This is a genomic window from Streptomyces sp. DG1A-41 (assembly GCF_037055355.1).
Classification (GTDB): domain Bacteria; phylum Actinomycetota; class Actinomycetes; order Streptomycetales; family Streptomycetaceae; genus Streptomyces.
This window is the reverse complement of record NZ_CP146350.1, coordinates 6,455,403-6,476,217: the sequence shown is the minus strand read 5'-3', so window position 1 is coordinate 6,476,217 and position 20,815 is coordinate 6,455,403. Positions and strand designations below refer to the sequence as shown.

17 protein-coding genes and 1 pseudogene are annotated in these 20,815 nt (G+C 71.8%); 1 reads left to right on the top strand and 17 read right to left on the bottom strand.

The features are described from left to right. Position 1 precedes the first annotated feature (1 nt). The 7 genes from V8690_RS30385 to V8690_RS30355 form a co-directional block, all read right to left on the bottom strand. Positions 2-199, bottom strand: coding sequence for a DUF6191 domain-containing protein (locus V8690_RS30385; protein ID WP_338783310.1), 198 nt, complete (start codon positions 197-199; stop codon positions 2-4). Between the two features lie 49 nt (positions 200-248). Beyond that, on the bottom strand, positions 249-3,323 hold the full coding sequence (locus tag V8690_RS30380; protein WP_338785511.1) for an AAA family ATPase: 3,075 nt from the start codon (positions 3,321-3,323) through the stop codon (positions 249-251). Positions 3,324-3,463: 140 nt separating this feature from the next. Then, positions 3,464-3,661, bottom strand: coding sequence for a hypothetical protein (locus V8690_RS30375; protein WP_338783309.1), 198 nt, complete (start codon positions 3,659-3,661; stop codon positions 3,464-3,466). Between the two features lie 199 nt (positions 3,662-3,860). Next, entirely contained in the window at positions 3,861-4,391 is a 531-nt protein-coding gene (locus V8690_RS30370) for a hypothetical protein (protein WP_338783308.1), read from the bottom strand. Positions 4,392-4,426: 35 nt separating this feature from the next. Then, positions 4,427-5,002 (bottom strand): GNAT family protein, encoded by a 576-nt coding sequence (locus V8690_RS30365; RefSeq protein ID WP_338783307.1) that lies wholly within the window; start codon positions 5,000-5,002, stop codon positions 4,427-4,429. Next, on the bottom strand, positions 4,980-7,226 hold the full coding sequence (locus V8690_RS30360; protein WP_338783306.1) for an MMPL family transporter: 2,247 nt from the start codon (positions 7,224-7,226) through the stop codon (positions 4,980-4,982). Before V8690_RS30360 ends, V8690_RS30365 begins: the two co-directional genes overlap by 23 nt. A gap of 190 nt (positions 7,227-7,416) precedes the next feature. Beyond that, positions 7,417-7,839 carry a hypothetical protein gene (locus V8690_RS30355; RefSeq protein ID WP_338783305.1) on the bottom strand — a complete coding sequence of 141 codons (423 nt, stop codon included), beginning with the start codon at positions 7,837-7,839 and terminating at the stop codon, positions 7,417-7,419. A 189-nt stretch (positions 7,840-8,028) separates the two neighbouring features. Here V8690_RS30355 and V8690_RS30350 point away from each other — a divergent pair, with 189 nt between their 5' ends. Beyond that, entirely contained in the window at positions 8,029-8,832 is an 804-nt protein-coding gene (locus tag V8690_RS30350; protein WP_338783304.1) for a methyltransferase domain-containing protein, read from the top strand. 55 nt (positions 8,833-8,887) lie between these two features. On the opposite strand, the gene gatB is transcribed toward V8690_RS30350, so the two are convergent. From gatB to V8690_RS30300, 10 genes and pseudogenes are all read right to left on the bottom strand, one after another. Further along, positions 8,888-10,402 carry an Asp-tRNA(Asn)/Glu-tRNA(Gln) amidotransferase subunit GatB gene (gene gatB / locus V8690_RS30345; RefSeq protein ID WP_338783303.1) on the bottom strand — a complete coding sequence of 505 codons (1,515 nt, stop codon included), beginning with the start codon at positions 10,400-10,402 and terminating at the stop codon, positions 8,888-8,890. Between the two features lie 15 nt (positions 10,403-10,417). Next, complete coding sequence (locus V8690_RS30340; protein ID WP_010041822.1) at positions 10,418-10,657, bottom strand: hypothetical protein; 240 nt, start codon at positions 10,655-10,657, stop codon at positions 10,418-10,420. Further along, positions 10,654-12,153 carry an Asp-tRNA(Asn)/Glu-tRNA(Gln) amidotransferase subunit GatA gene (gene gatA / locus V8690_RS30335; RefSeq protein WP_338783302.1) on the bottom strand — a complete coding sequence of 500 codons (1,500 nt, stop codon included), beginning with the start codon at positions 12,151-12,153 and terminating at the stop codon, positions 10,654-10,656. The genes V8690_RS30340 and gatA overlap by 4 nt, the downstream gene beginning before the upstream one ends. A gap of 6 nt (positions 12,154-12,159) precedes the next feature. Continuing rightward, positions 12,160-12,456, bottom strand: a complete 297-nt coding sequence (gene gatC / locus V8690_RS30330) for an Asp-tRNA(Asn)/Glu-tRNA(Gln) amidotransferase subunit GatC (RefSeq protein WP_004925108.1) — start codon at positions 12,454-12,456, stop codon at positions 12,160-12,162. Between the two features lie 471 nt (positions 12,457-12,927). Beyond that, a complete protein-coding gene (locus V8690_RS30325) occupies positions 12,928-15,222 on the bottom strand; it encodes a bifunctional diguanylate cyclase/phosphodiesterase (protein WP_338783300.1) in 2,295 nt (764 codons plus the stop codon). Positions 15,223-15,478: 256 nt separating this feature from the next. Continuing rightward, positions 15,479-17,674 carry an NAD-dependent DNA ligase LigA gene (ligA, locus tag V8690_RS30320; RefSeq protein WP_338783299.1) on the bottom strand — a complete coding sequence of 732 codons (2,196 nt, stop codon included), beginning with the start codon at positions 17,672-17,674 and terminating at the stop codon, positions 15,479-15,481. A gap of 15 nt (positions 17,675-17,689) precedes the next feature. Further along, positions 17,690-18,697 carry a methionine synthase gene (locus tag V8690_RS30315; RefSeq protein WP_338783298.1) on the bottom strand — a complete coding sequence of 336 codons (1,008 nt, stop codon included), beginning with the start codon at positions 18,695-18,697 and terminating at the stop codon, positions 17,690-17,692. A gap of 29 nt (positions 18,698-18,726) precedes the next feature. Next, complete coding sequence (locus V8690_RS30310) at positions 18,727-19,425, bottom strand: SDR family oxidoreductase (RefSeq protein ID WP_338783297.1); 699 nt, start codon at positions 19,423-19,425, stop codon at positions 18,727-18,729. A gap of 41 nt (positions 19,426-19,466) precedes the next feature. Next, complete coding sequence (locus V8690_RS30305; protein ID WP_338783296.1) at positions 19,467-20,006, bottom strand: TIGR00730 family Rossman fold protein; 540 nt, start codon at positions 20,004-20,006, stop codon at positions 19,467-19,469. Continuing rightward, positions 20,003-20,797, bottom strand: a pseudogene (locus V8690_RS30300) (class I SAM-dependent methyltransferase). Before V8690_RS30300 ends, V8690_RS30305 begins: the two are co-directional and overlap by 4 nt. Between the last annotated feature and the right edge of the window lie 18 nt (positions 20,798-20,815).

The window sequence follows — 20,815 nt, the reverse complement described above, 5'->3', positions numbered from 1 at the left end:
CTCAGGTCTCGAGGTCCTCGGGGTCCTCGGCCTCCGGCTCCCGCGGCGGGCGTACGACGACCATCCCGGACGACAGGTCTATCGGCCCGCGTCCGGGATCGCCGTCCCCGGCGTCCTCGCGGGTCAGTTCCAGGCGGTTCTGCTCGTCGCGGGTGTGCTTGCGGCCGGGTGAGAACAGTTCCTCGAACATGTTGAACACGAAGCCTCCCTGGGCCGCGACTCCCCCGACGTCCTTTACAGCGTATGCCTCAGCCCGGTGGCCGGGACGTGACGGATTCGGCTGAGAACAGCTCCAGCCGGTGCGCCACCGCCGCCGCCTCGCCGCGCCCGGAGACGCCGAGCTTCGCCAGGATGTTGGAGACGTGGACGCTCGCGGTCTTCGGGGAGATGAACAGTTCCTCGGCTATCCGGCGGTTGGTGTGGCCGGCGGCGACCAGGCGCAGCACGTCCCGCTCCCGGCTGGTGAGGCCGAGGGCTTCGGCGGGGTCCGCCGGGGCGAGGTCGGGTTCGGTGGCGGGCGTGAGCGGCAGGCGGGCGCGCTGGGCCAGCGCGGTGGCGGCGTCGGCGAGCGGCCGGGCCCCGAGGTGGCGGGCGACGGCATGGGCGAGGCGGAGCAGTTCCGTGGCGCGGTCGCGTTCGTCGGCCTCGCCGCCGCCCGTCAGCAGCGACTCGGCCAGGCGGTACCGGACGCGGGCGAGGTCGTAGGGCCGCTCCAGGGGTTCGAAGGCCGTGACCACCTCCGACCAGATGTCCGGGGTGCTCCGGCTCTCGGCGCGGTGGAGTTCGGCGCGGACCCACTTCTCGTGGGCGAGCCAGACGGGGGCGTTCGTGGTGAGGCGTTTGACGGCCCCGAAGATGCTCTCCAGGACCTCCGCGCGGCCGTCCCGCGCGGCCGGCAGCGCCCGGGCGTCGGCCTCGGCCGCGGCGGCTTCGAGCAGCAGCGGCCAGGCGTAGCGCTGGGTGCCGGGCGGGAAGCCGGACTCCAGGGTGCGGGCCAGTTCGGCGCGGGCGTCGGGGAGACGGCCCTCGGCGACGGCGACGGCGATGGTGAGGCAGGAGATCGGGAGGTCGTGCTGCGGCATGGGGTCGTGCGGGCCGTAGGAGGCGCGGCCCTCGGCGAGATGGCGAGCCGCCTCGGCCACCCGGCCGCGGGCGAGCGCGAGGAACGCCAGGCTGTTGGCACCGGATCCGTACGGCGCGGCCGTCTGCCCGCGCCGCTGGGCGTTGACGGCCGCCTCGGCCGCTTCGTCCCAGCGGCCCAGGGAGATGAGCGACTCGGCGAGGTTGCCCCAGACCCAGGCCTCGGCGTCCCGCAGCCCCATCCTGCCGGTGAGGCGCAGGCCCTCCTGGAGGACGCCCACGGCCTCCTCGGAGCGCCCGATGCCTTCCAGGGCCGAGGGCAGGTTCACATGGCTGCGGCCCACGACCGCCGCGGGCCCCCGGGCCACGACCTCGTCCCTGACCTCGTACATGTGGGCCAGCCCGGCCTCGATCTGCCCGGCGTCGATCATGAGTCCGCCGAGAATGAGCCGGGCGTTGGCCTCGATGTCGTCGGCGCCCACCATGCGCGCGTACTCCACCGCCCGCTCGGCGGCCGTCAGGGCCTCAGGGCCCGGCTGGTGCAGCATCGACCAGTGGGCGACCGTGTGGAGCACCTCGGCGTGCACGTCGGACGGTGGCAGACCCCGGACCAGCTCCTGCGCGGTGGCGATCTCCTGCCAGCCGTCGCCGCGGGCGAGCCGCTGCACCAGCCGGGAGCGCTGGATCCAGAACCAGGCGGCGCGCAGGGGGTCGTGCTCCTCCTCCAGGAGACGCAGCGCCCGCTTGGTGATCTTCAGGGCCCGCTCGCGCTCCCCGCAGTGCCGTCCGGCGACGGCCGCCTCGGCCAGCAGGTCGAGGTAGCGCAGCGCGCTGGTCTCCGGGTCGCCGCCGGGGGTCCCCCCACGCCGTTCAGACAGCGGGAGAGGGTAGACCTCGGTGTGGTGGACGGGTCGCAGCGTCCGGCGTACGGCTTCGGGTGCCGCGTCCCACAGTTCCATCGCCCGTTCCAGCAGCCGCAGTTGCTCCGCGTAGGCGTGGCGGTGGCGGGCCTCGACGGAGGCGTCGAGGACGGCGGGCAGGGCCTTGGCGGGGTCGTGGGCGTGGTACCAGTAGCTGGCCAGGCGGGTCGCGCGCTGGTCGGCCGGGACGAGGGTGGGGTCGGTCTCCAGGGCTTCGGCGTAGCGGCGGTTCAGGCGGGAGCGCTCGCCGGGGAGCAGGTCGTCGCTGACGGCCTCGCGGACCAGGGAGTGGCGGAAGCGGTAGCCGTCGCCGCCGGGCGCGGGGGTGAGGATGCTGGCGTTCACGGCGGCCCGCAGCGCCTCGATGAGGTCGTCCTCGGCGAGCCGGGCGACGGCGGACAGCAGCCGGTACTCGACGGTGGAGCCGCCCTCGGCGACGATCCGGGCGACCTGCTGGGCGGTCTCCGGCAGCCCTTCCACCCGGACGAGCAGCAGGTCGCGCAGGGAGTCCGTCAGCCCTGTGCGGCAGCCCTCGTGGGCGGCGACGGCCAGTTCCTCGACGAAGAAGGCGTTGCCGTCGGAGCGTTCGAAGATCGCGTCGACCTCGTCCGGGTCGGGTTCCTGGGCGAGGATGCCGGCGACCTGGCGGCACACCTCCTCGCGGTTGAATCGGGCGAGTTCGAGGCGGCGGACGGTGCGGAGCCGGTCGAGTTCGGCGAGCAGGGGCCTGAGCGGGTGGCGGCGGTGGATGTCGTCGGAACGGTAGGTGCCGAGGACGACGAGGCGGCCGGTGCGCAGAGTGCGTAGGAGGTAGGAGAGCAGGTGCCGGGTGGAGGCGTCGGCCCAGTGCAGGTCCTCCAGGGCGAGGACGACGCTGTGCTCGGCGGTGACGCGCTCCAGCAGGCGTGCGGTGAGTTCGAAGAGGCGGGCCATGCCGTCCTCGTCGTGCCGCCCGGTACCCGACTCGCCCAGCTCGGGCAGCAGCCGGGCCAGTTCCTCCTCCTGTCCGGCGGCCGCTGCGGCCAGCTCGCCGGGAAGTGCGGAGCGCAGGGCGCGCAGCGCGGTGGAGAAGGACGCGAAGGGCAGTCCGTCGGCGCCGATCTCCACGCAGCCGCCCAGGGCGACCACCGCCCCATGGCGGCGGGCTGCGGCGGCGAACTCCTCCACCAGACGGGTCTTGCCGACTCCGGCCTCCCCGCCGATGAGCAGCGCCTGCGGCTCTCCCCGGAAGGAGCGTGCGAGTGCGTCGAGAAGCGTGCCCAACTCCTCGGCACGGCCGACGAACACGGGGCTGACAGACCTGGTCTCCACGGAAGCGAGCATCGCACGCGCGTCCGGCAGCACGGCACCGGTTTCGCCACGGCCGGCCACGGGACCGGCGGCCGCCCCCGTACGGACGGCCACCGCGTCAGCAGCCGCTTCCCCACGGACGATCATGGCGTCGGCCGGTCCCGCCCCCGTGCTCACGCGGTCCGGGCGGACCCGGGCCTGCGCAAGCGGCGGCTATGGCTCTCGTGCTCGGCGGAGCCCTCGGCGGCCTCGCGACGGGCGGCGCGGCGGGCGGCGCGGCGGGCCAGGGCGGCCTCACGGACCTGGCGCTCGTGATCGGCGCGGCGCCTCAGGTCGGCGGCGCGCATCTGCTGGAACTCGTACTCGTACATGGCGTGTCCTTGGTGAGAGGTCGGGTGCTGGGGCTTCGCTTTCTGCGATGCCTCCACCTTCGTCTCCCAGGCGGGGCTGCCACATCGGGAGAGTTCCGCATCTTGGCAGGCGGCCGGGGCCTTAGACGCGGCTGAGGGGTCTCAGGGCCTCCGTAAGGTACTCACGGATGCCCTAAGACCCCTCAGGACCTGCGGTGACTCAGCCCGCGGACGGCAGTCCGAGCAGGATGCCGGTGTACTTGAGGACGGCCAGGAACAGGCCGAACACGCCGAGCGCGACACCCGCCCAGGCGACCGACTTGATCCAGGGGGCCTGGATCCTGCCGGGCGTGCCGAACGCCGGCCGCGCCAGCACGAAGACGCCGACGACCAGCGCCGTCAGCGCGAAGAAGCCGCCCCACAGGGCGGTGGTCTGCCAGGCGTCACCGTAGACCGCCTGGATCTGCTTGGCCACGCCCGCGTTCTGCGCGGTCTCCAGCTGACCGATGAGGTTCTGGCGTGCGGCAGCCACCGTGCCGAGCCAGCTGCCGGTGAGCGAGACGACGCCCAGCGCGGCGGAGACCACGGCGGCAGCGCCCTGCCCGACGCCGGAGGGTCCCTCCTCCTTGGCCTCGGCGGCCTCGGCCGGGACCTCGGTCTTGGTCACCTCGTCGGACTTGGTGGTGTCCACCGCCTTCTCGTCGGTCGTGGCCTCGATGGCCTCGGTCTCGTCCACTGCGTTCGTTGCCATGTCTCGCACCGTAGGGTCGCTGTCTGAGAAGTCTCTTAATGATCGTCGTGAGCGGCACGCGCGCGTGCGGCGCGCCACTCGGGCGCCAGCACCGACCAGACTTCGAGATCGTGCCGTACGCCACCATAGGGGTGCGCCTCGCGCCGCACACCGTCGCGGGTCATTCCGAGGCGCCGGGCCACGTTCAGGCTCGGCTGGTTGCCCGAGGCGGCGACCCACTCGATCCGGTGGATGCCGCGCTCCTCGACCGCCCAGTCGATGAGGACACGCATCGCCCGGGTGACCAGACCACGCCCGGTCCCGGCGGGCTCCAGCCAGCAGCCGACCTCGCAGTTGCCGCTCGCGGCGTCGAAGTTCAGAAACAGCACGCCGCCCACGAGCTTGCCGTTCAGCCACAGCCCGTGCAGCGAGCGGGAGTCGGCGGCGCGCAGGTCGGCGTACCGCTGGAGCAGGGCCCGCGCGGACTCCACGTCCGTCTCCTGTGACCCGAAGTTGACGAACCGCCCGATGAACTCCCTGCCCCGCTCCAGGTGCGCGAAGAACTCCTCCGCGTGCCAGGGCTCGAGGGGCCGCAGTTCCGCGCCGTCGTCACCCAGGGATATCGCGTACATCGCGCTGCCGCTCCTCCTGTGCCAGGACGTCCGCCACCTCGGCGTCCGTCGCGGCGGCCAGCCTCTCATGGGCGGCCCGGGCCTCGGGCGGTTCGATGCTGATCCGCGGCAGGCGCTTGTCGAGCCAGCGGGGCAGCCACCAGTTGGCGCCGCCGAGCATGTGCATGAGGGCGGGGACGAGGAGGGTGCGCAGCACGAAGGCGTCCAGGGCGACGGCGGCGGCCAGGGCGATGCCGAACATGGCGATCACGCGGTCGCCGCTGAGGACGAAGGCGAGGAAGACGGAGATCATGATGACCGCCGCCGAGTTGATCACCCGGCTGGTCTCGGCGAGGCCGATCCGGACGGCACGCCGGTTGTCGCCGGTCTCCAGCCACTCCTCGTACATCCGGCTCACCAGGAAGACCTGGTAGTCCATGGACAGACCGAAGAGCACCGACACCATGATCACGGGCAGGAAGGGCTCTATGGGCCCGGCGCTGCCGAGGCCGAGCAGTTCGCTGCCCCAGCCCCACTGGAACATCGCGACGACCACTCCGAAGGCGGAGGCCACGGCGGCGACGTTCATCGCGGCGGCCTTCAGGGGTATGCCGATCGACCGGAAGGCGAGCAGGAGCAGCAGACAGCCCAGGCCGATCACCACCCCGATGAAGACGGGCAGCTTGGAGACGATGACGTCGGCGAAGTCGTCGTAGCCGGCCGTCATGCCGCCGACCTGCGTGTCGAGCGAGGTGCCCGCTTCGGCGCGGGGCAGCACCTTCTCGCGCAGCCGGTCGACGAGGTCGCTGGTCTGCTTCGACTGCGGCGAGGACTCCGGTACGACGGTGAGGTACGCGGTGTGGCCGCCGGAGTCGAACGTCACGGGTGTCACCGCGGCGACGCCCTCGGTGGCCCGGAGCGTGCCGTCGAGGTTGTCCAGGGCGAGCATATCGTCGGCGCCCTCGACCTTCGTGACGAGGGTGAGCGGGCCGTTCACCCCGGGGCCGAAACCGTCGGCGAGGAGGTCGTAGGCCTGGCGGGTGGTGGACGTCTTCGGGTCGTTGCCCTGGTCGGAGGTGCCCAGGTGCAGGGAGAACGTGGGCAGCGCGAGGACGGCCATGACCACCAGCGCGACCGCCCCGAGCACCTTGGGGTGGCGCTCCACGAACGCCGACCAGCGGGCGGCGAAGCCTGTGGGCAGCTCGGGTTCGGGCCCGTGCTCGGCCAGACGGCGGCGCTCGCGGCGGCTGAGCGCCCGCATGCCGATGAGGGACAGCAGGGCGGGCAGCAGGGTCACGGAGGCCGCGACGGTGAGGATCACGGTCAGGCTGGCGGCGATGGCGACGCCGTTGAGGAAGCTCAGGCGCAGGATCAGCATGCCCAGCAGGGCGATGCAAACGGTGGCACCCGCGAAGACGACCGCCCGTCCCGTGGTCGCTACGGCGGTGGTGGCCGCCTCGGTGACGGACAGCCCGCGTTTCAGCCCGCGCCGGTGTCTCGTCACGATGAACAGCGCGTAGTCGATGCCGACGCCGAGCCCGATCAGCATGCCGAGCATGGGGGCGAAGTCGGCGACGGTCATGACATGCCCGAGCAGCACGATCCCGGCGTAGGCGGTGCCGACGCCGACCAGGGCGGTGGCGATGGGCAGCAGGGAAGCGGCGAGGGAGCCGAAGGCGAGGAACAGCACGACCGCGGCGACGACCACGCCGACGACCTCGGCGACGTGCCCGCCGGAGGACTCGGTGATCTCGACGGCGCGGCCGCCCAGCTCCACCTGGAGCCCGTCGGTCTCCACGCTCTTCGCGGTGTCGACGACGGCCTGCGCCTCGGAGCGGCTGATGTCCTGCGCCTGGTCGTCGAAGGTGACCGTGGCGTACGCCGTACGGCCGTTCGCGCTGACGCGTCCCGCGCCCGGCCCGTCGTAGGGGCTGGTCACCGAGGCCACGCCGGGCAAATTCTCGACCCGTTCCAGGGCGCGGGTCATCGTCTGCTCGACGTCGGCGGCGCGGACGCTGCCGGACGTGGTGTGCCAGACGACGGTGTCGCTGTCGCCGCCGAGCCGCGGGAAGCCCTCGTGCAGCAGTTGGGTGGCGCGGCCCGACTCGGTGCCGGAGACCTGGTAGTCGTTCGAGTACGCGGAGCCGGCGACCGCTGCGCCCGCGGCCACCCCAGCGAAGGCGAGGAGCCAGAGCAGGACGGTGACCAGACGGCGTCGGACACACCAGCGTGCGAGGGCTGCCACGAAACGTGCTCCCAGGGTGACTTTTTTGGATCTTTGGCCGGGAGCAGTCGTCCATGAACTGAACAGCCCGCAAAGAACGCATGAGCAATGCACGCCACTCTTACAGGCACACGAGATCATTTGTCGTATTCGTGGGCTTTTTCACAACCGTGGGAGACAGCTCACAGGACCAACACCGAACCCTGTGCCCTCAGTCGAACTGGTCTCCCAACGCCATCACCGTCACGCCCGCGATCAGCAGCCACAGCGCCCGCCGGGTGCGTCCCCGGGAGCCCAGCACGGCGGCGCCCGGGCAGACGGCCGCTCCGCAGGCGTACGCCGCCGGGACGAGTGGCGGTACGGAGCGGGTGAGGCGGAGCAGTGCGGCGGCCAGACCCGCGAGGGCCAGGACGGCGCCGGTGCCGGCCGCCGTCCAGCGGGCCCGCCGCGCGCCCTCTGCCGGCTCGTCGGCGTCGCCGGGCTCGTCGGCGTCATCCCACTCGTCGGCGTCGTCGGACTCGCCCGGCTCGTCGTCCGCCCCGTCCGGCCCGGCATCCGGCTCGATGTCCTGCGCGGCGGCTGCCTCCGGGACCGTTATCTCAGGATCGGTGTCGGAATCAGCGCGTCCACTCATGGCCGAGACGGTAGCGCGTCGGGTGGGAAAACCGGGTGCGGGGCCGATGGACCGGCTGTTAGCGTCCGCTGGTCCGAGGTACGCCCGCGGCGCCCGCCGCCCGGCCGAAGCAGGTGCATTGTTTGACGGTCCGACCGAGCTCCGACGCATCCCTCTTCTTCCTCAAGGACTCAAGGAGCCCGTTCACCGATGTCGGACATCACTTCCCGGACCTCGAACGACCCCCTCACTGACCGCGTCAGTCACCCCCGCTACCCGCGCAGCAACCGCTACGACGCCCGCTGGACCATCGAGAACCAGATGGGCCCGCACGCGCTGTGGCTGCTGGAGTGGCTGGCCCCGGCTCTGGGGCTCGACACCCTGAGCCCCGGCTCCCGCGTGCTCGACCTGGGCTGCGGACGCGCCATGACGTCGATCTTCCTGGCCAAGGAGTACGACGTCCAGGTCACCGCCGCCGACCTGTGGGTCGAGCCCGGCGAGAACGCGGCCCGTATCGCCGAGGCCGGCGTCGCGGACCGGGTCCTGCCCGTCTTCGCCGAGGCGCACGACCTGCCGTTCGGCGAGGGCGGCTTCGACGCGATCGTCTCCGTCGACGCGTACCACTACTTCGGCACCGACGACCTGTATCTGCCCACGCTGACCCGGCTGCTGAAGCCGGGCGGGCGGATCGGCGTCGTCGCACCGGCGCTGCGCGAGGAGATCGACGGCGCCGAGCCGCCGGAGCACCTCAAGCCGTACTGGGAGCCGGGATTCTGGTGCTTCCACACGGCCGCCTGGTGGCGTCGCCACTGGACCCGCAGCGGGGCCGTGGAGGTCGAGACGGCCGACTGGCTGGAGGACGGCTGGCGCGACTGGCTGCGGTGGTCCGAGGTCGTGGCCGAGGAGCACACGGACGAATTCCACATCCGGATGGCCGGCCGGTCCGCCGAGATGCTGCGCCTCGACCAGGGCGGCACGCTGGGCTTCGTGCGGGTCGTGGGACGCCGTAAGTAGCTGAGAGGGGGATGCACCGGTTTCGGTGCATCCCCCCTTTCGGGCCCGCGGGCGATCAGCCCTCGCTGACGCCCAGCTTCTGAAGGATCAGCTCCTTCACGCGGGCCGCGTCGGCCTGCCCCCGGGTCGCCTTCATGACCGCGCCGACCAGCGCGCCGGCCGCGGCCACCTTGCCGCCGCGGATCTTGTCCGCGACGGCCGGGTTGCCGGCGATGGCCTCGTCGACGGCGGCGGTGAGCGCGCCCTCGTCGGAGACGACCTTCAGCCCGCGCTTGTCGACGACCTCGTCCGGGGTGCCTTCGCCCGCGAGGACGCCTTCGATGACCTGACGGGCCAGCTTGTCGTTGAGATCACCCTTCGCGACCAACTCGGTGACCCGGGCGACCTGCTGCGGCGTGATCGCCAGCTCGTCGAGCGCCCTGCCCGACTCGTTGGCGCTGCGGGCCAGCTCGCCCATCCACCACTTCCGGGCGGAGGCGGCGTCGGCCCCGGCCTCGATGGTGGCGACGATGGGCTCCAGCGCACCGGCGTTGAGGATGGCCTGCATGTCGGTGGCCGAGACGCCCCACTCCTCGCGGAGCCGGTTGCGGCGGACCAGCGGCAGCTCGGGCAGCGCGGCCCGCAGCTCCTCGACCCACTCGCGGGACGGGGCCACCGGGACGAGGTCGGGCTCCGGGAAGTACCGGTAGTCCTCGGCCTCCTCCTTCACCCGGCCCGAGGTCGTCGACCCCGTGTCCTCGTGGAAGTGCCGGGTCTCCTGGACGATCGTCCCGCCGCTGCTCAGCACGGCCGCGTGCCGCTGGATCTCGAAGCGGGCCGCGCGCTCCACGGACCGCAGCGAGTTGACGTTCTTCGTCTCGGAACGCGTGCCGAACTTCTCGGTGCCGTTCGGGCGCAGCGACAGGTTCACGTCGCAGCGCATCTGGCCCATCTCCATACGGGCTTCGGAGACGCCGAGCGCCCTGATGACCTCGCGCAGCTCACGGACGTACGCCTTCGCCACCTCGGGGGCACGCTCGCCCGCGCCGACGATCGGCTTGGTGACGATCTCGATCAGCGGGATGCCGGCGCGGTTGTAGTCCAGGAGCGAGTGCGAGGCGCCGTGGATACGGCCCGTCGCACCGCCCACGTGCGTGGACTTGCCGGTGTCCTCCTCCATGTGGGCGCGCTCGATCTCCACGCGGAAGGTCTCGCCGTCCTCCAGCTGCACGTCGAGGTAGCCGTTGAAGGCGATCGGCTCGTCGTACTGGGAGGTCTGGAAGTTCTTCGGCATGTCCGGATAGAAGTAGTTCTTCCGGGCGAAGCGGCACCACTCGGCGATCTCGCAGTTCAGCGCGAGGCCGATCTTGATCGCGGACTCGACGCCGGTCGCGTTGACGACCGGGAGCGCGCCGGGCAGGCCGAGGCAGACGGGGCAGGTCTGCGTGTTGGCGCCCTGGCCGAGGGCGGTCGAACAGCCGCAGAACATCTTGGTCTTGGTGCCGAGTTCGACATGGACCTCGAGGCCCATGACGGGGTCGTACGACGCGAGTGCTTCCTCGTACGACACCAGGTCGGTCGTGGTGGTCACGGTGTAACTTCCCTCTCAGCCCAGCAGGACGTCGTCGTCGCCCAGCCGCTTCAGCTCGCGGTACAGGATCGCGAGGCCGGTGACGATGGCGACGGCGGACACGGTGGCGTCGATCAGGACCAGGGTGTCCTTCTCGGCGCGGGCCTTCTTCAGCCGCTTGGCGACGCCGATCGCGCCGAACGCGGTCCCGGCCATGGACAGATACGTACCGGACCTGGACTTCTTGAAGCCCTTGGCCTTGGTCAGTGCACTCACAGCGACGGAGCCTCCTCGATCAGCGGGTGGCCCCACTTTTCCACGAAGGCGGCCTCGACGGCGGCGCCGACCTTGTAGAGGCGGTCGTCCTTCATGACCGGGGCGATGATCTGCAGCCCGACCGGGAGGTTGTCCTCCGGGGCGAGGCCGCACGGCAGCGACATGGCCGCGTTGCCCGCCAGGTTGGTCGGGATGGTGCACAGGTCGGCGAGGTACATCGCCATCGGGTCGTCGGCGCGCTCGCCGATCGGGAAGGCGGTGGTCGGGGTCGTCGGGGAGACGATCACGTCGACCTTCTCGAAGGCCTTGTCGAAGTCCTGCTTGATGAGCGTGCGGACCTTCTGGGCGCTGCCGTAGTAGGCGTCGTAGTAGCCGGAGCTCAGCGCGTACGTGCCGAGCATGATGCGGCGCTTGACCTCGGGGCCGAAGCCGGCCTCGCGGGTCAGGGAGGTGACCTCCTCGGCGGAGTGCGTGCCGTCGTCGCCGGTCCGCAGGCCGTAGCGCAGGCCGTCGAAGCGGGCGAGGTTGGAGGAGCACTCGGACGGCGCGATCAGGTAGTACGCCGACAGGGCGAGGTCGAAGGACGGGCAGTCCAGCTCGACGATCTCGGCACCCAGCTCCTTGAGGAGGGTGACGGACTCGTCGAAGCGCTGGATGACGCCGGCCTGGTAGCCCTCGCCGCGGAACTGCTTGACGACGCCGACGCGCATGCCCTCCACGCTGCCGTTGCGTGCGGCCTCGACGACCGGCGGGACCGGGGCGTCGATGGAGGTGGAGTCGAGCGGGTCGTGGCCGGCGATCACCTCGTGCAGCAGGGCCGCGTCCAGGACCGTACGGGCGCAGGGCCCGCCCTGGTCGAGGGAGGAGGAGAAGGCGACCATGCCGTACCGCGACACCCCTCCGTACGTCGGCTTCACGCCGACCGTGCCGGTGACGGCGGCGGGCTGGCGGATGGAGCCGCCGGTGTCGGTGCCGATGGCGAGGGGCGCCTGGAAGGAGGCGAGCGCGGCGGAGGAACCGCCACCGGAGCCGCCGGGGATCTTGGTCAGGTCCCAGGGGTTGCCGGTCGGCCCGTAGGCGCTGTTCTCGGTGGAGGACCCCATGGCGAACTCGTCCATGTTGGTCTTGCCGAGGATGACCACGTCGGCGGCCTTGAGCCGCTTGGTGACGGTCGCGTCGTACGGCGGGACCCAGCCTTCGAGGATCTTGGAACCGACGGTGGTCGGGATCCCCTCGGTGGTGAAGATGTCCTTGAGCGCCAGGGGAACGCCGGCCAGCGGACCGAGTTTCTCCCCCTTGGCCCGCTTCTCGTCGACGGCACGGGCCTGGGCGAGCGCGCCCTCGCGGTCGACGTGCAGGAAGGCGTGCACCTTCTCGTCGACGGCCTCGATCCGGGCGAGGTGCGCCTCGGTGACCTCCACTGCCGTGAGCTCGCCGGAGGCGATCTTCGCGGCGGTCTCGGCCGCCGTGAGCTTGATGATGGGGCTGTCCGTCATGGCGGGTTACTCCTCCCCCAGGATCTGCGGCACCTTGAAACGCTGCTGCTCCTGGGCCGGGGCTCCGGAGAGCGCCTGCTCGGGGGTGAGCGAGGGACGGACCTCGTCCGGGCGCATGACGTTCGTCAGCGGGAGCGGGTGCGAGGTCGGCGGTACGTCTTGGTCGGCGACCTCGCTGACGCGGGCCACCGCGCCGATGATGTCGTCCAGCTGTCCCGCGAAGTGGTCGAGCTCTTCGGGCTTCAGCTCCAGACGCGCCAGCCGGGCGAGGTGGGCGACCTCCTCGCGCGTGATGCCAGGCATGCAGCGATCCTCTGGGGTGAGTGTGTGTGGTTTGGGCCTAGGACCTGGCGTCACATTCCCGTCGTCCGCCCGGAGGGCGGGCCGTGCGGCGTCCGGCGCGAGCGATCGCAAGGGGCCGGAGCGTCCTCGTGGCGGGACCACGTGGGCGATTCGGCAACGCGGCGAGCGTGCGTGCCAGGCGTCGCACGGCAGGCGGGAACGTGGGGCGCCAGGTCCTAATCCTATGGGGCGGGCAGGCGTGACCGTGAAACGGTTTCGCCGGCTCCGGCGGCCCGGCCCCGCCGGAGTGCTTCAGGAACGGAGACCGCAACCCTGCGGAGGCAGGTGACCGTGTGCCGCTCGCGGCCGACCAGCGCGCAGGCGGACAGGCCGGCGGTGCCGGGGCGAGGGGTTCCGTCCAGCCGGCGCCACGGGTCCGGCCGACGGCGCCGACTGGAAGGCACCGGGGTCAGGAACGGTCCGGTCCGGGACCTAGACGATGCGGCCCGAGTCGTCCGCCGTCGCCGCCGGGAGGGCGGCCCGGGGGCGTTGCCAGCCGCAGGAGCCCCGGGCGCGGAGCCAGGCCGTGGTCTCGTCGGGGGGCATCGCGGCGGCGACCAGCCAGCCCTGGACGGCGTCGCAGCCGAGGTCGCGCAGGCGCTCCCAGGTCTCGTCGTCCTCGACGCCCTCGGCGACGACGAGCAGGCCGAGGGAGTGCGCGAGGTCGACCGTGCAGCGCACGATCTCCGCGTCCTCGGTGTCGATGGCGAGCCGGGCGACGAACGAGCGGTCGATCTTCAGTTCGCTGACCGGGAGCTTGCGCAGGTGCACCAGCGACGAGTAGCCCGTGCCGAAGTCGTCCAGGGACATCTTCACGCCGTGCCCGGTCAGTGCGTTGAGGGTGTCGGCGGCGCGCTGCGGGTCCTCCAGGAGGACGTGTTCCGTTATCTCCAGTTGGAGTGCTCCGGCCGGGACGCCGTGCCGGGCCAGCCGCGCGGCGACCGAGCCCGCGAAGCCGGGGGTGTGGACGTCACGCGGGGAGACGTTGACCGCGACCGGGACGAACAGTCCCTGGGCCCGCCACCGCGCGACCTGGGCGAGCGCGGTCTCCAGGACGTACTCGGTGAGATGGGGCATCAGGCCCGAGGACTCGGCGATCGCTATGAACTCGTCCGGCGGCACCTTGCCCCGCTCGGGGTGCACCCAGCGGACCAGGGCCTCCAGACCCGCGACCTGTCCGTCGAAGCGGACCTTGGGCTGGTAGTGGAGTTCGACCTCGTGGGCGTCCAGCGCCCTGCGGAGGTCTCCCAGCAGACCGAGCCGGTCCGGGGTGTTCGAGTCGCGCTTGGACTCGTAGACCTCCACACCCGTACGGTCCCGCTTCGCCTGGTACATCGCCACGTCCGCCCGCCGCAGCAGCCCCTCGGCGTCCAGCGCGTGGTCGGGGAAGACGGCGACCCCGGCGCTGGCCTCCAGGACGAGGGTGAGGCCGTCGAGGTCGAGCGGGGAGCTGAGCGCGGAGACCAGGTTGCGGGCGACCCGGGTCGCGGACGTCGTGGAGTCGGCAACTGGCAGTAAGACGGCGAACTCGTCCCCGCCGAGCCGCGCGGCCTCCGCGCCCCGCGGCAGCGCCACCCGCAGCCGGTCGGCGATCTGGAGGAGCAGCCGGTCACCGGCCAGATGACCGAGCGTGTCGTTGACCGACCGGAAACGGTCGAGGTCGATCAGCATCAGGGCGGCGCGCGCGTCGATCCGCTCGGCGTCGTCCAGCGCGGTCCAGATGCGCTCCTGGAGCCACTGGCGGTTGGGCAGCCCGGTCAGCGGGTCGCGCAGCTGTTCCTCGGCCCGGGCCCGGGCTATCCAGAGCGTGGAGTCCAGGGCGATGAGCGGGATGGAGAACAGAGGCAGCAGGATCGGCTGGGCCACGGCCACCACGCAGACCAGCGGCGCGATCCCCAGCAGCGCGACCGCGACCAGGCCCTGTCTGACCAGGGCGGTGCGGGCGACGGTGGGCAGACCGGGGCGCGGGGCGTGCAGGTACCAGAGCAGGACGCGGGTGACCGCCAGGTAGGCGACGGCGACCATGACGACCTCGGGCGCGGTGTAGAGCGTCCAGCTGTCCGGATCCGAGGGGGACTCGACGGACGGTACGGACCCGAAGACGCCCAGTACCAGGGCGCCGGCGCCGATGCCGAGGAGGTCGACCGCCCCGTGCAGGACGCCCTGGCGCCAGCGGTTGCGGCGGGCTATGCCGACCAGCACGACGACCGTGAGGCTGACCATGCCGGCCGGTACCCAGCCGTACAGCAGCAGCACGGCGAGCGTGAGGGCGGCGCCCGAGCCGGTGCCGCCCCACCAGCGGGAGCGGCCGAGCATGACGAGGTGGCCCACGATGATGCCGGTCAGCACGGCCAGCGCCCAGCCGGCCGTGCCGGACGGGAAGAGCGCGTGGTCGCCGGTGAAGGCGCGGTAGAAGCCGGCGCCCAGGACGAACCCGGCCGCCGCGACGACCGCCGCGGGCAGCGCGGGCCAGGACAGGTGCCGTTCCGGGTCCGCGTCCGTGCCGGTCAGGCCGGACGGGTGCTCGGTGACCGGCTGCGCGGCGCCGCGGCCGTCCGCCGCGGCGCGCCCCCCGGAGGTACGCCCGTCCGCTGTGTACTGTCCGGCGGCGCGCCCTTCCGCGCCCGGACGCCCCGCCAGGCCCGTCCCACGGACTGCACGCCATACGACCGCCATGCGGCGCAGGCGCAGCCGTGAGCCCGGCACGGCGCTCTCGGTCGGTTCCATTCCCGTCCCTCTCACAGCCGGCGGTGCCCACGCCCCGCGGCCCGGTGCCCGACAACCTTGGGCGGCCCGCGTTGGAAAACCCTTCCCCGTGCTCCACGAGCACGAAGATGCCCCGACCGCAGCTGGGCACGGCAGGCGCACATCTCAACAGTAGGCCGCAGAAGGCTTCCACGGGCAGCGGTCGCCGACGGTTGCCCGAATGCGCCCCGGCCACCCGTATGCATCTGGTATGCGCCGATCGGGTGGCCTTCAACCGCTACTCCTCAGCCGAAAGGGCGACTTCGGCCGCCGCGTCCGGACCTTGTTCCAGCAGGACCCCGAAACCCTCCTCGTTCAGGACCGGGACCTTCAGCTGCATCGCCTTGTCGTACTTCGATCCGGGGTTGTCACCCACGACGACGAATGAGGTCTTCTTCGAAACCGAGCCGGTCACCTTCGCTCCGCGGCTCTGCAACGCCTCCTTGGCGCCGTCCCGCGTGAACTGTTCGAGGGTGCCCGTGACGACGACGGTGAGCCCTTCGAGCGGGCGCGGCCCCTCGTCCTCGCCGGTGCTCTCCTCCTCCATGCGGACGCCGGCGGCCTTCCACTTTCGGATGATCTCGCGGTGCCAGTCCTCGGCAAACCACTCCTTGACGGCGGCGGCGACGATCGCGCCGACCCCGTCGGTGTTCTTCAGCTCCTCCTGCGTGGCCTGGTCGATGCGCTCGATCGAGCGGAACTCGCGGGCCAGCGCCTCGGCCGCGACGGGTCCGACGTGACGGATCGACAGACCGGTGAGGATGCGGGCGAGCGGGCGCTGTTTGGCCGCCGCGATGTTCTCCAGCATGGCAAGCGCGTTCTTCTTGGGCTTGCCCTCCTGGTTCGCGAAGACGGTGACGACCTTCTCCTCGCCGGTCTTCGGGTCCCGCTTGGGCAGACCGCTGTCCTGGTCGAGGACGTACGCCTTGATGGGCAGCAGCTGTTCGACGGTGAGGTCGAACAGGTCACCCTCGTCCGCCAGGGGCGGGTTCTCGGGCTCCAGCGGCGCGGTGAGGGCGGCGGCGGCGACGTAGCCGAAGTGCTCGATGTCCAGCGCCTTGCGGCCCGCGAGGTAGAACAGGCGCTCGCGCAACTGGGCCCGGCAGGTACGGGCGTTCGGGCAGCGCAGGTCGACGTCGCCCTCCTTCATCGGCCTCAGCGGTGTGCCGCACTCGGGGCAATCGGCCGGCATCACGAACTCGCGCTCGCTGCCGTCGCGCAGGTCGGCGACGGGCCCGAGGATCTCCGGGATGACGTCACCGGCCTTGCGCAGCACCACCGTGTCACCGATGAGGACGCCCTTCGCCTTGACCACGTCCTGGTTGTGCAGCGTGGCGAACTCGACCTCGGAGCCCGCGACCGTGACCGGCTCGACCTGGGCGTACGGCGTGACCCGGCCCGTGCGGCCCACCCCCACACGGATGTTGATGAGCTTGGTGTTGACCTCCTCCGGCGCGTACTTGTACGCGATCGCCCAGCGCGGTGCGCGCGAGGTGGAGCCGAGGCGGCCCTGGAGGGGGATCTCGTCGAGCTTGACGACCACGCCGTCGATCTCGTGCTCCACGGAGTGGCGGTTCTCGCCGAAGTACGCGATGAACTCCCGTACCCCGTCGAGGCCGTCGACCACCTTGTTGTGCCGGGAGGTGGGCAGGCCCCAGGTCTTGAGCAGGTCGTAGGCCTGGGAGAGGCGGGTCAGGCCGGTGAAGCCCTCCAGGGCGCCGATGCCGTGGACCACCATGTGCAGCGGGCGGGTGGCCGTGACCCGCGGGTCCTTCTGGCGCAGGGAACCGGCCGCCGCGTTGCGCGGGTTGGCGAAGGGCTTGTCACCGGCCTCGACCAGACGGGCGTTGAGCTCCTGGAACTTCTCCATCGGGAAGTAGACCTCGCCTCGGATCTCCACGAGGTCGGGGACGGAGTCGCCCTTGAGGCGCTCCGGGATCTCCGCGATCGTCCGGACGTTCGGGGTGATGTCCTCGCCGGTACGGCCGTCGCCGCGGGTCGCCGCGCGGGTGAGCCGGCCGTGCTCGTAGGTGAGGTTCACGGCGAGGCCGTCGACCTTCAGCTCGCACAGGAAGTGGTAGTCCTGCTCGCCCAGTTCTCTGGCGATGCGCTCCGACCAGGCGGCGAGCTCCTCGTCGTTGAAGGTGTTGTCGAGGGAGAGCATGCGCTGGCGGTGCTCGACCGCCGTGAACTCCGTCTCGTACGACCCGGCGACCTTCTGGGTCGGCGAGTCCGGGGTGCGCAGCTCCGGGAACTCCTCCTCCAGTGCCTCCAGGGAACGCAGCAGCTCGTCGAACTCCGCGTCGCTGACGACGGGAGCGTCCTTCACGTAGTAGCGGAAGCGGTGCTCCTCGATCTGCTCCGCGAGGCGCGCGTGCTTCTCCCGTGCCTCGGCGGGCACCGTCGTCGTCTCCGCTTGCTTGTCGCCGGCCACCGTGTCGTCCTCCCGTTACTCTGGGTTGTCCGCGAGAGATCTCGCCGCCTGGACGCAGTGGGCGAGGGCCGCGCGCGCGTACCCCGGGGAGGCCCCCGCGAGTCCGCACGCCGGCGTGACCGTGACCGCCTCCGCGAGAAGCCCCGGTGACAGCCCCAGCCTGCGCCACAGCGTCCTGACACCCATGACGCTACCGGCAGGGTCTGACAATGGGCCCTGTGTGGTCGGGACGACACCGGTGAAGAGCCGGGTGCCGCCTTCCACCGCCTCCCCGATCACCTCGTCGTCACGCTCGGTGAGCAGGGAGAAGTCGAAGGAGACGGCCGCCGCGCCCGCCCTGCGCAGCAGGGCGAACGGGACGTCCGGTGCGCAGGAGTGGACGACGACCGGGCCGCCGGCGTGCACGGCGACGACATCGCGGAGGGTGGCCTCGATGATCTGCCGGTCGACGGCCCGGTGAGTGCGGTAACCGCTGGCGGTCTTCACCTGGCCGCGCAGCACGGCGGTGAGGGACGGCTCGTCGAGCTGGAGGACGAGCTGCGCGCCGGGGACCCGCCGCTGGACCTCGGCGAGGTGCAGGCGGAGCCCCTCGGCGAGGGAGGCGGCGAGGTCGCGGCAGGCTCCGGGGTCGGAGAGGGCGGCCTCGCCGCCTCGCAGCTCCAGGTTGGCGGCGAGGGTCCACGGTCCCACGACCTGGACCTTCAGCGGCCCCTGGTACCCCTGCGTGAATTCCTCCACCGCGTCGAGGTCCTCGCCGAGCCAGGCGCGGGCCCGTTTGGTGTCCCGCCCCGGGCGGTCGCCGAGCCGCCATCCGCTGGGCTCCACGCGCGCGTACAGCTCGACGAGCAGGCCGGCGGTCCGTCCGATCATGTCCGCGCCGGGTCCGCGGGCGGGCAGTTCGGGCAGGAAGGGGAAGTCCTCGAAGGTTCCGGTGACGGTTCGGGCGGCTTCCCGGGCGTCGCCCCCCGGCATGGAGCCGACACCCGTGGCGGCACCGAACCTGAACTGGCTGTTTTCGCTCACCGGAGCAGCCTACGCAGCGGCCCCGCCGGTCAGTTCCCCGGTCGTACCGTCAGGTCGTTGACCTCGGCGTCCCTCGGCAGGTCCAGGGCCATCAGGATCGTCGTGGCGACCGACTCGGGGTCGATCCACTTCGACGCGTCGTACTCCTTGCCCTCCTGCTGGTGGACCTTGGCCTGCATGGGGCTCGCCGTGCGGCCGGGGTAGACCGAGGTGACGCGGACGCCGCCCGCGTGCTCCTCGTGACGCAGGGAGTCGGCGAGGGCCTTCAGACCGTGCTTGGAGGCGGCGTACGCGGACCAGCCGGCGTGGGCGTTCAGGCCGGCTCCGGAGTTGACGAAGACCACGTGGCCCCGGGCCGCGCGCAGCTGGGGCAGGAAGTGGCGGGTCAGCTCGGCCGGGGCGACGAGGTTGACGTTGAGCTGGTGGCGCCAGGTCTTCGGGGTGAGCTCACCGACCGGGCCGAGGTCGACGACCCCGGCGATGTGCAGCAGCGACTCCACGCGGTCGGGCAGCGACTGGTGGGAGAAGGCCCAGGAGAGCTTGTCGGGGTCGGCCAGGTCGCCGACCAGGGTCTTCGCCCCGGGGAACTCGGCCGCCAGCTCCTTCGCGCGGCCCGCGTCGCGCGCGTGCAGCACGAGGTCGTCCCCGCGCGCGTGCAGGCGGCGGGCCACGGCGGCGCCGATGCCGGAACCGGCTCCGGTGATCACATGAGTAGCCATGCCCGCCATGCTCGCATCACGCGCGGGTCACTCAGGGCACCGGCCCGGGTTCACGCCACGCCCCGGCTCTCCTCCAGGTACGCCAGCGCCCCCACCGGCTCCTCCGCGAAGAACACCAGGTCGGTGAGCGGGCGGGGCAGGAAGCCCTCGTCCTCCATGCGGCGGAACTGCTCCTTCAGGCCGTCGTAGAAGCCCGCGGTGTTGAGCAGGACCACGGGCTTGTCCGTGTGGCCGTGCTTCTTCAGTTCCAGGATCTCGGTCGCCTCGTCGAGCGTGCCGGTGCCGCCCACCATGATCACCACGGCGTCGGCCTTCTCCAGGAGCAGCTTCTTGCGCTCGGCGAGGTCACGGGCGACGACCATCTCGTCGACGCCGGGGCGGGCCTTGGCCGAGAGGAACTGTACGGAGACGCCGACGAGCCGGCCGCCCGCCTCCTGCACCCCGTCGGCGACCACCTTCATGAGGCCGACGTCGGAGCCGCCCCACACGAGGGTGTGACCACCCTTGCCCAGCAGCTTGGCGAACTCCCGGGCGGGACGGGTGTAGCGCTCGTCGAGGTCGGCGGCGGAGAGGAAGACACAGATGTTCATGGCCCCACCGTACGGGCCGGGTCCGCCGTCGTGGTGACCCGCATTTCCGACTGCCGGTGCGGGAGTTGTTCCCAGTCGTCCATGAACCGGGCGTCCAGGCCGTACTCAGCGGCGAGTTCGGCCGGCGTCGCCGTCCGGTAGGAGAAGTCCTCGTGCAGCACCTGGTGCTCCTCGCCCTCGGTGCGGTCGAACGTGAAGTCGAAGAACCCGCCGGGCGCGAGGATCCGGCCGACGTGGGCGAAGCATTCCTCGATGACGTGCAGCGGCGAGTGCGAGAAGACGCTGTGCGCGTGGACGACATCGAAGTGCGCGTCGGGCGGGAAGGCGAAGGTGAGGTCGTCGGCGAGCGTCAGGTAGGGCAGCTTGGGCTGGAGCTTCTCGGTTACGAGGGTGTCCTGGGCGGCGAGCAGGATGTGCGGCGAGATGTCGGTGCCGTAGCAGTGCGCGGTGTCGAGGCAGTCGATGAAGAGCCGCCCGGCGCGCAGATTGCCGCAGCCGATCTCCAGCATGCGGTGGTGCGGCTGGAGTCCGTGCCCCACGAGGTAGTCCAACTGCATGCGCCCGATCCGCAGCCACGCCTCGCGAGGGGGTGTGCCCCACCGCCGCCTCCGCGCTGCGCGCCGCGTCGGAGGCCATCACGGCGCGGTAGTACGCGATGTGGTCGCGGTACCGCAGCCGCAGCCAGGCGTCTCGTACCGCGCGCCGGGCGGCACGCGCTCCGGGTGGCGCAGGGCGTACCGGATCTGGTGGGCCAGGGCGCTGCGGTTTCTGGCCGGTTTCGTGGCTGGCATGAGTGGCCTCTTACGGAG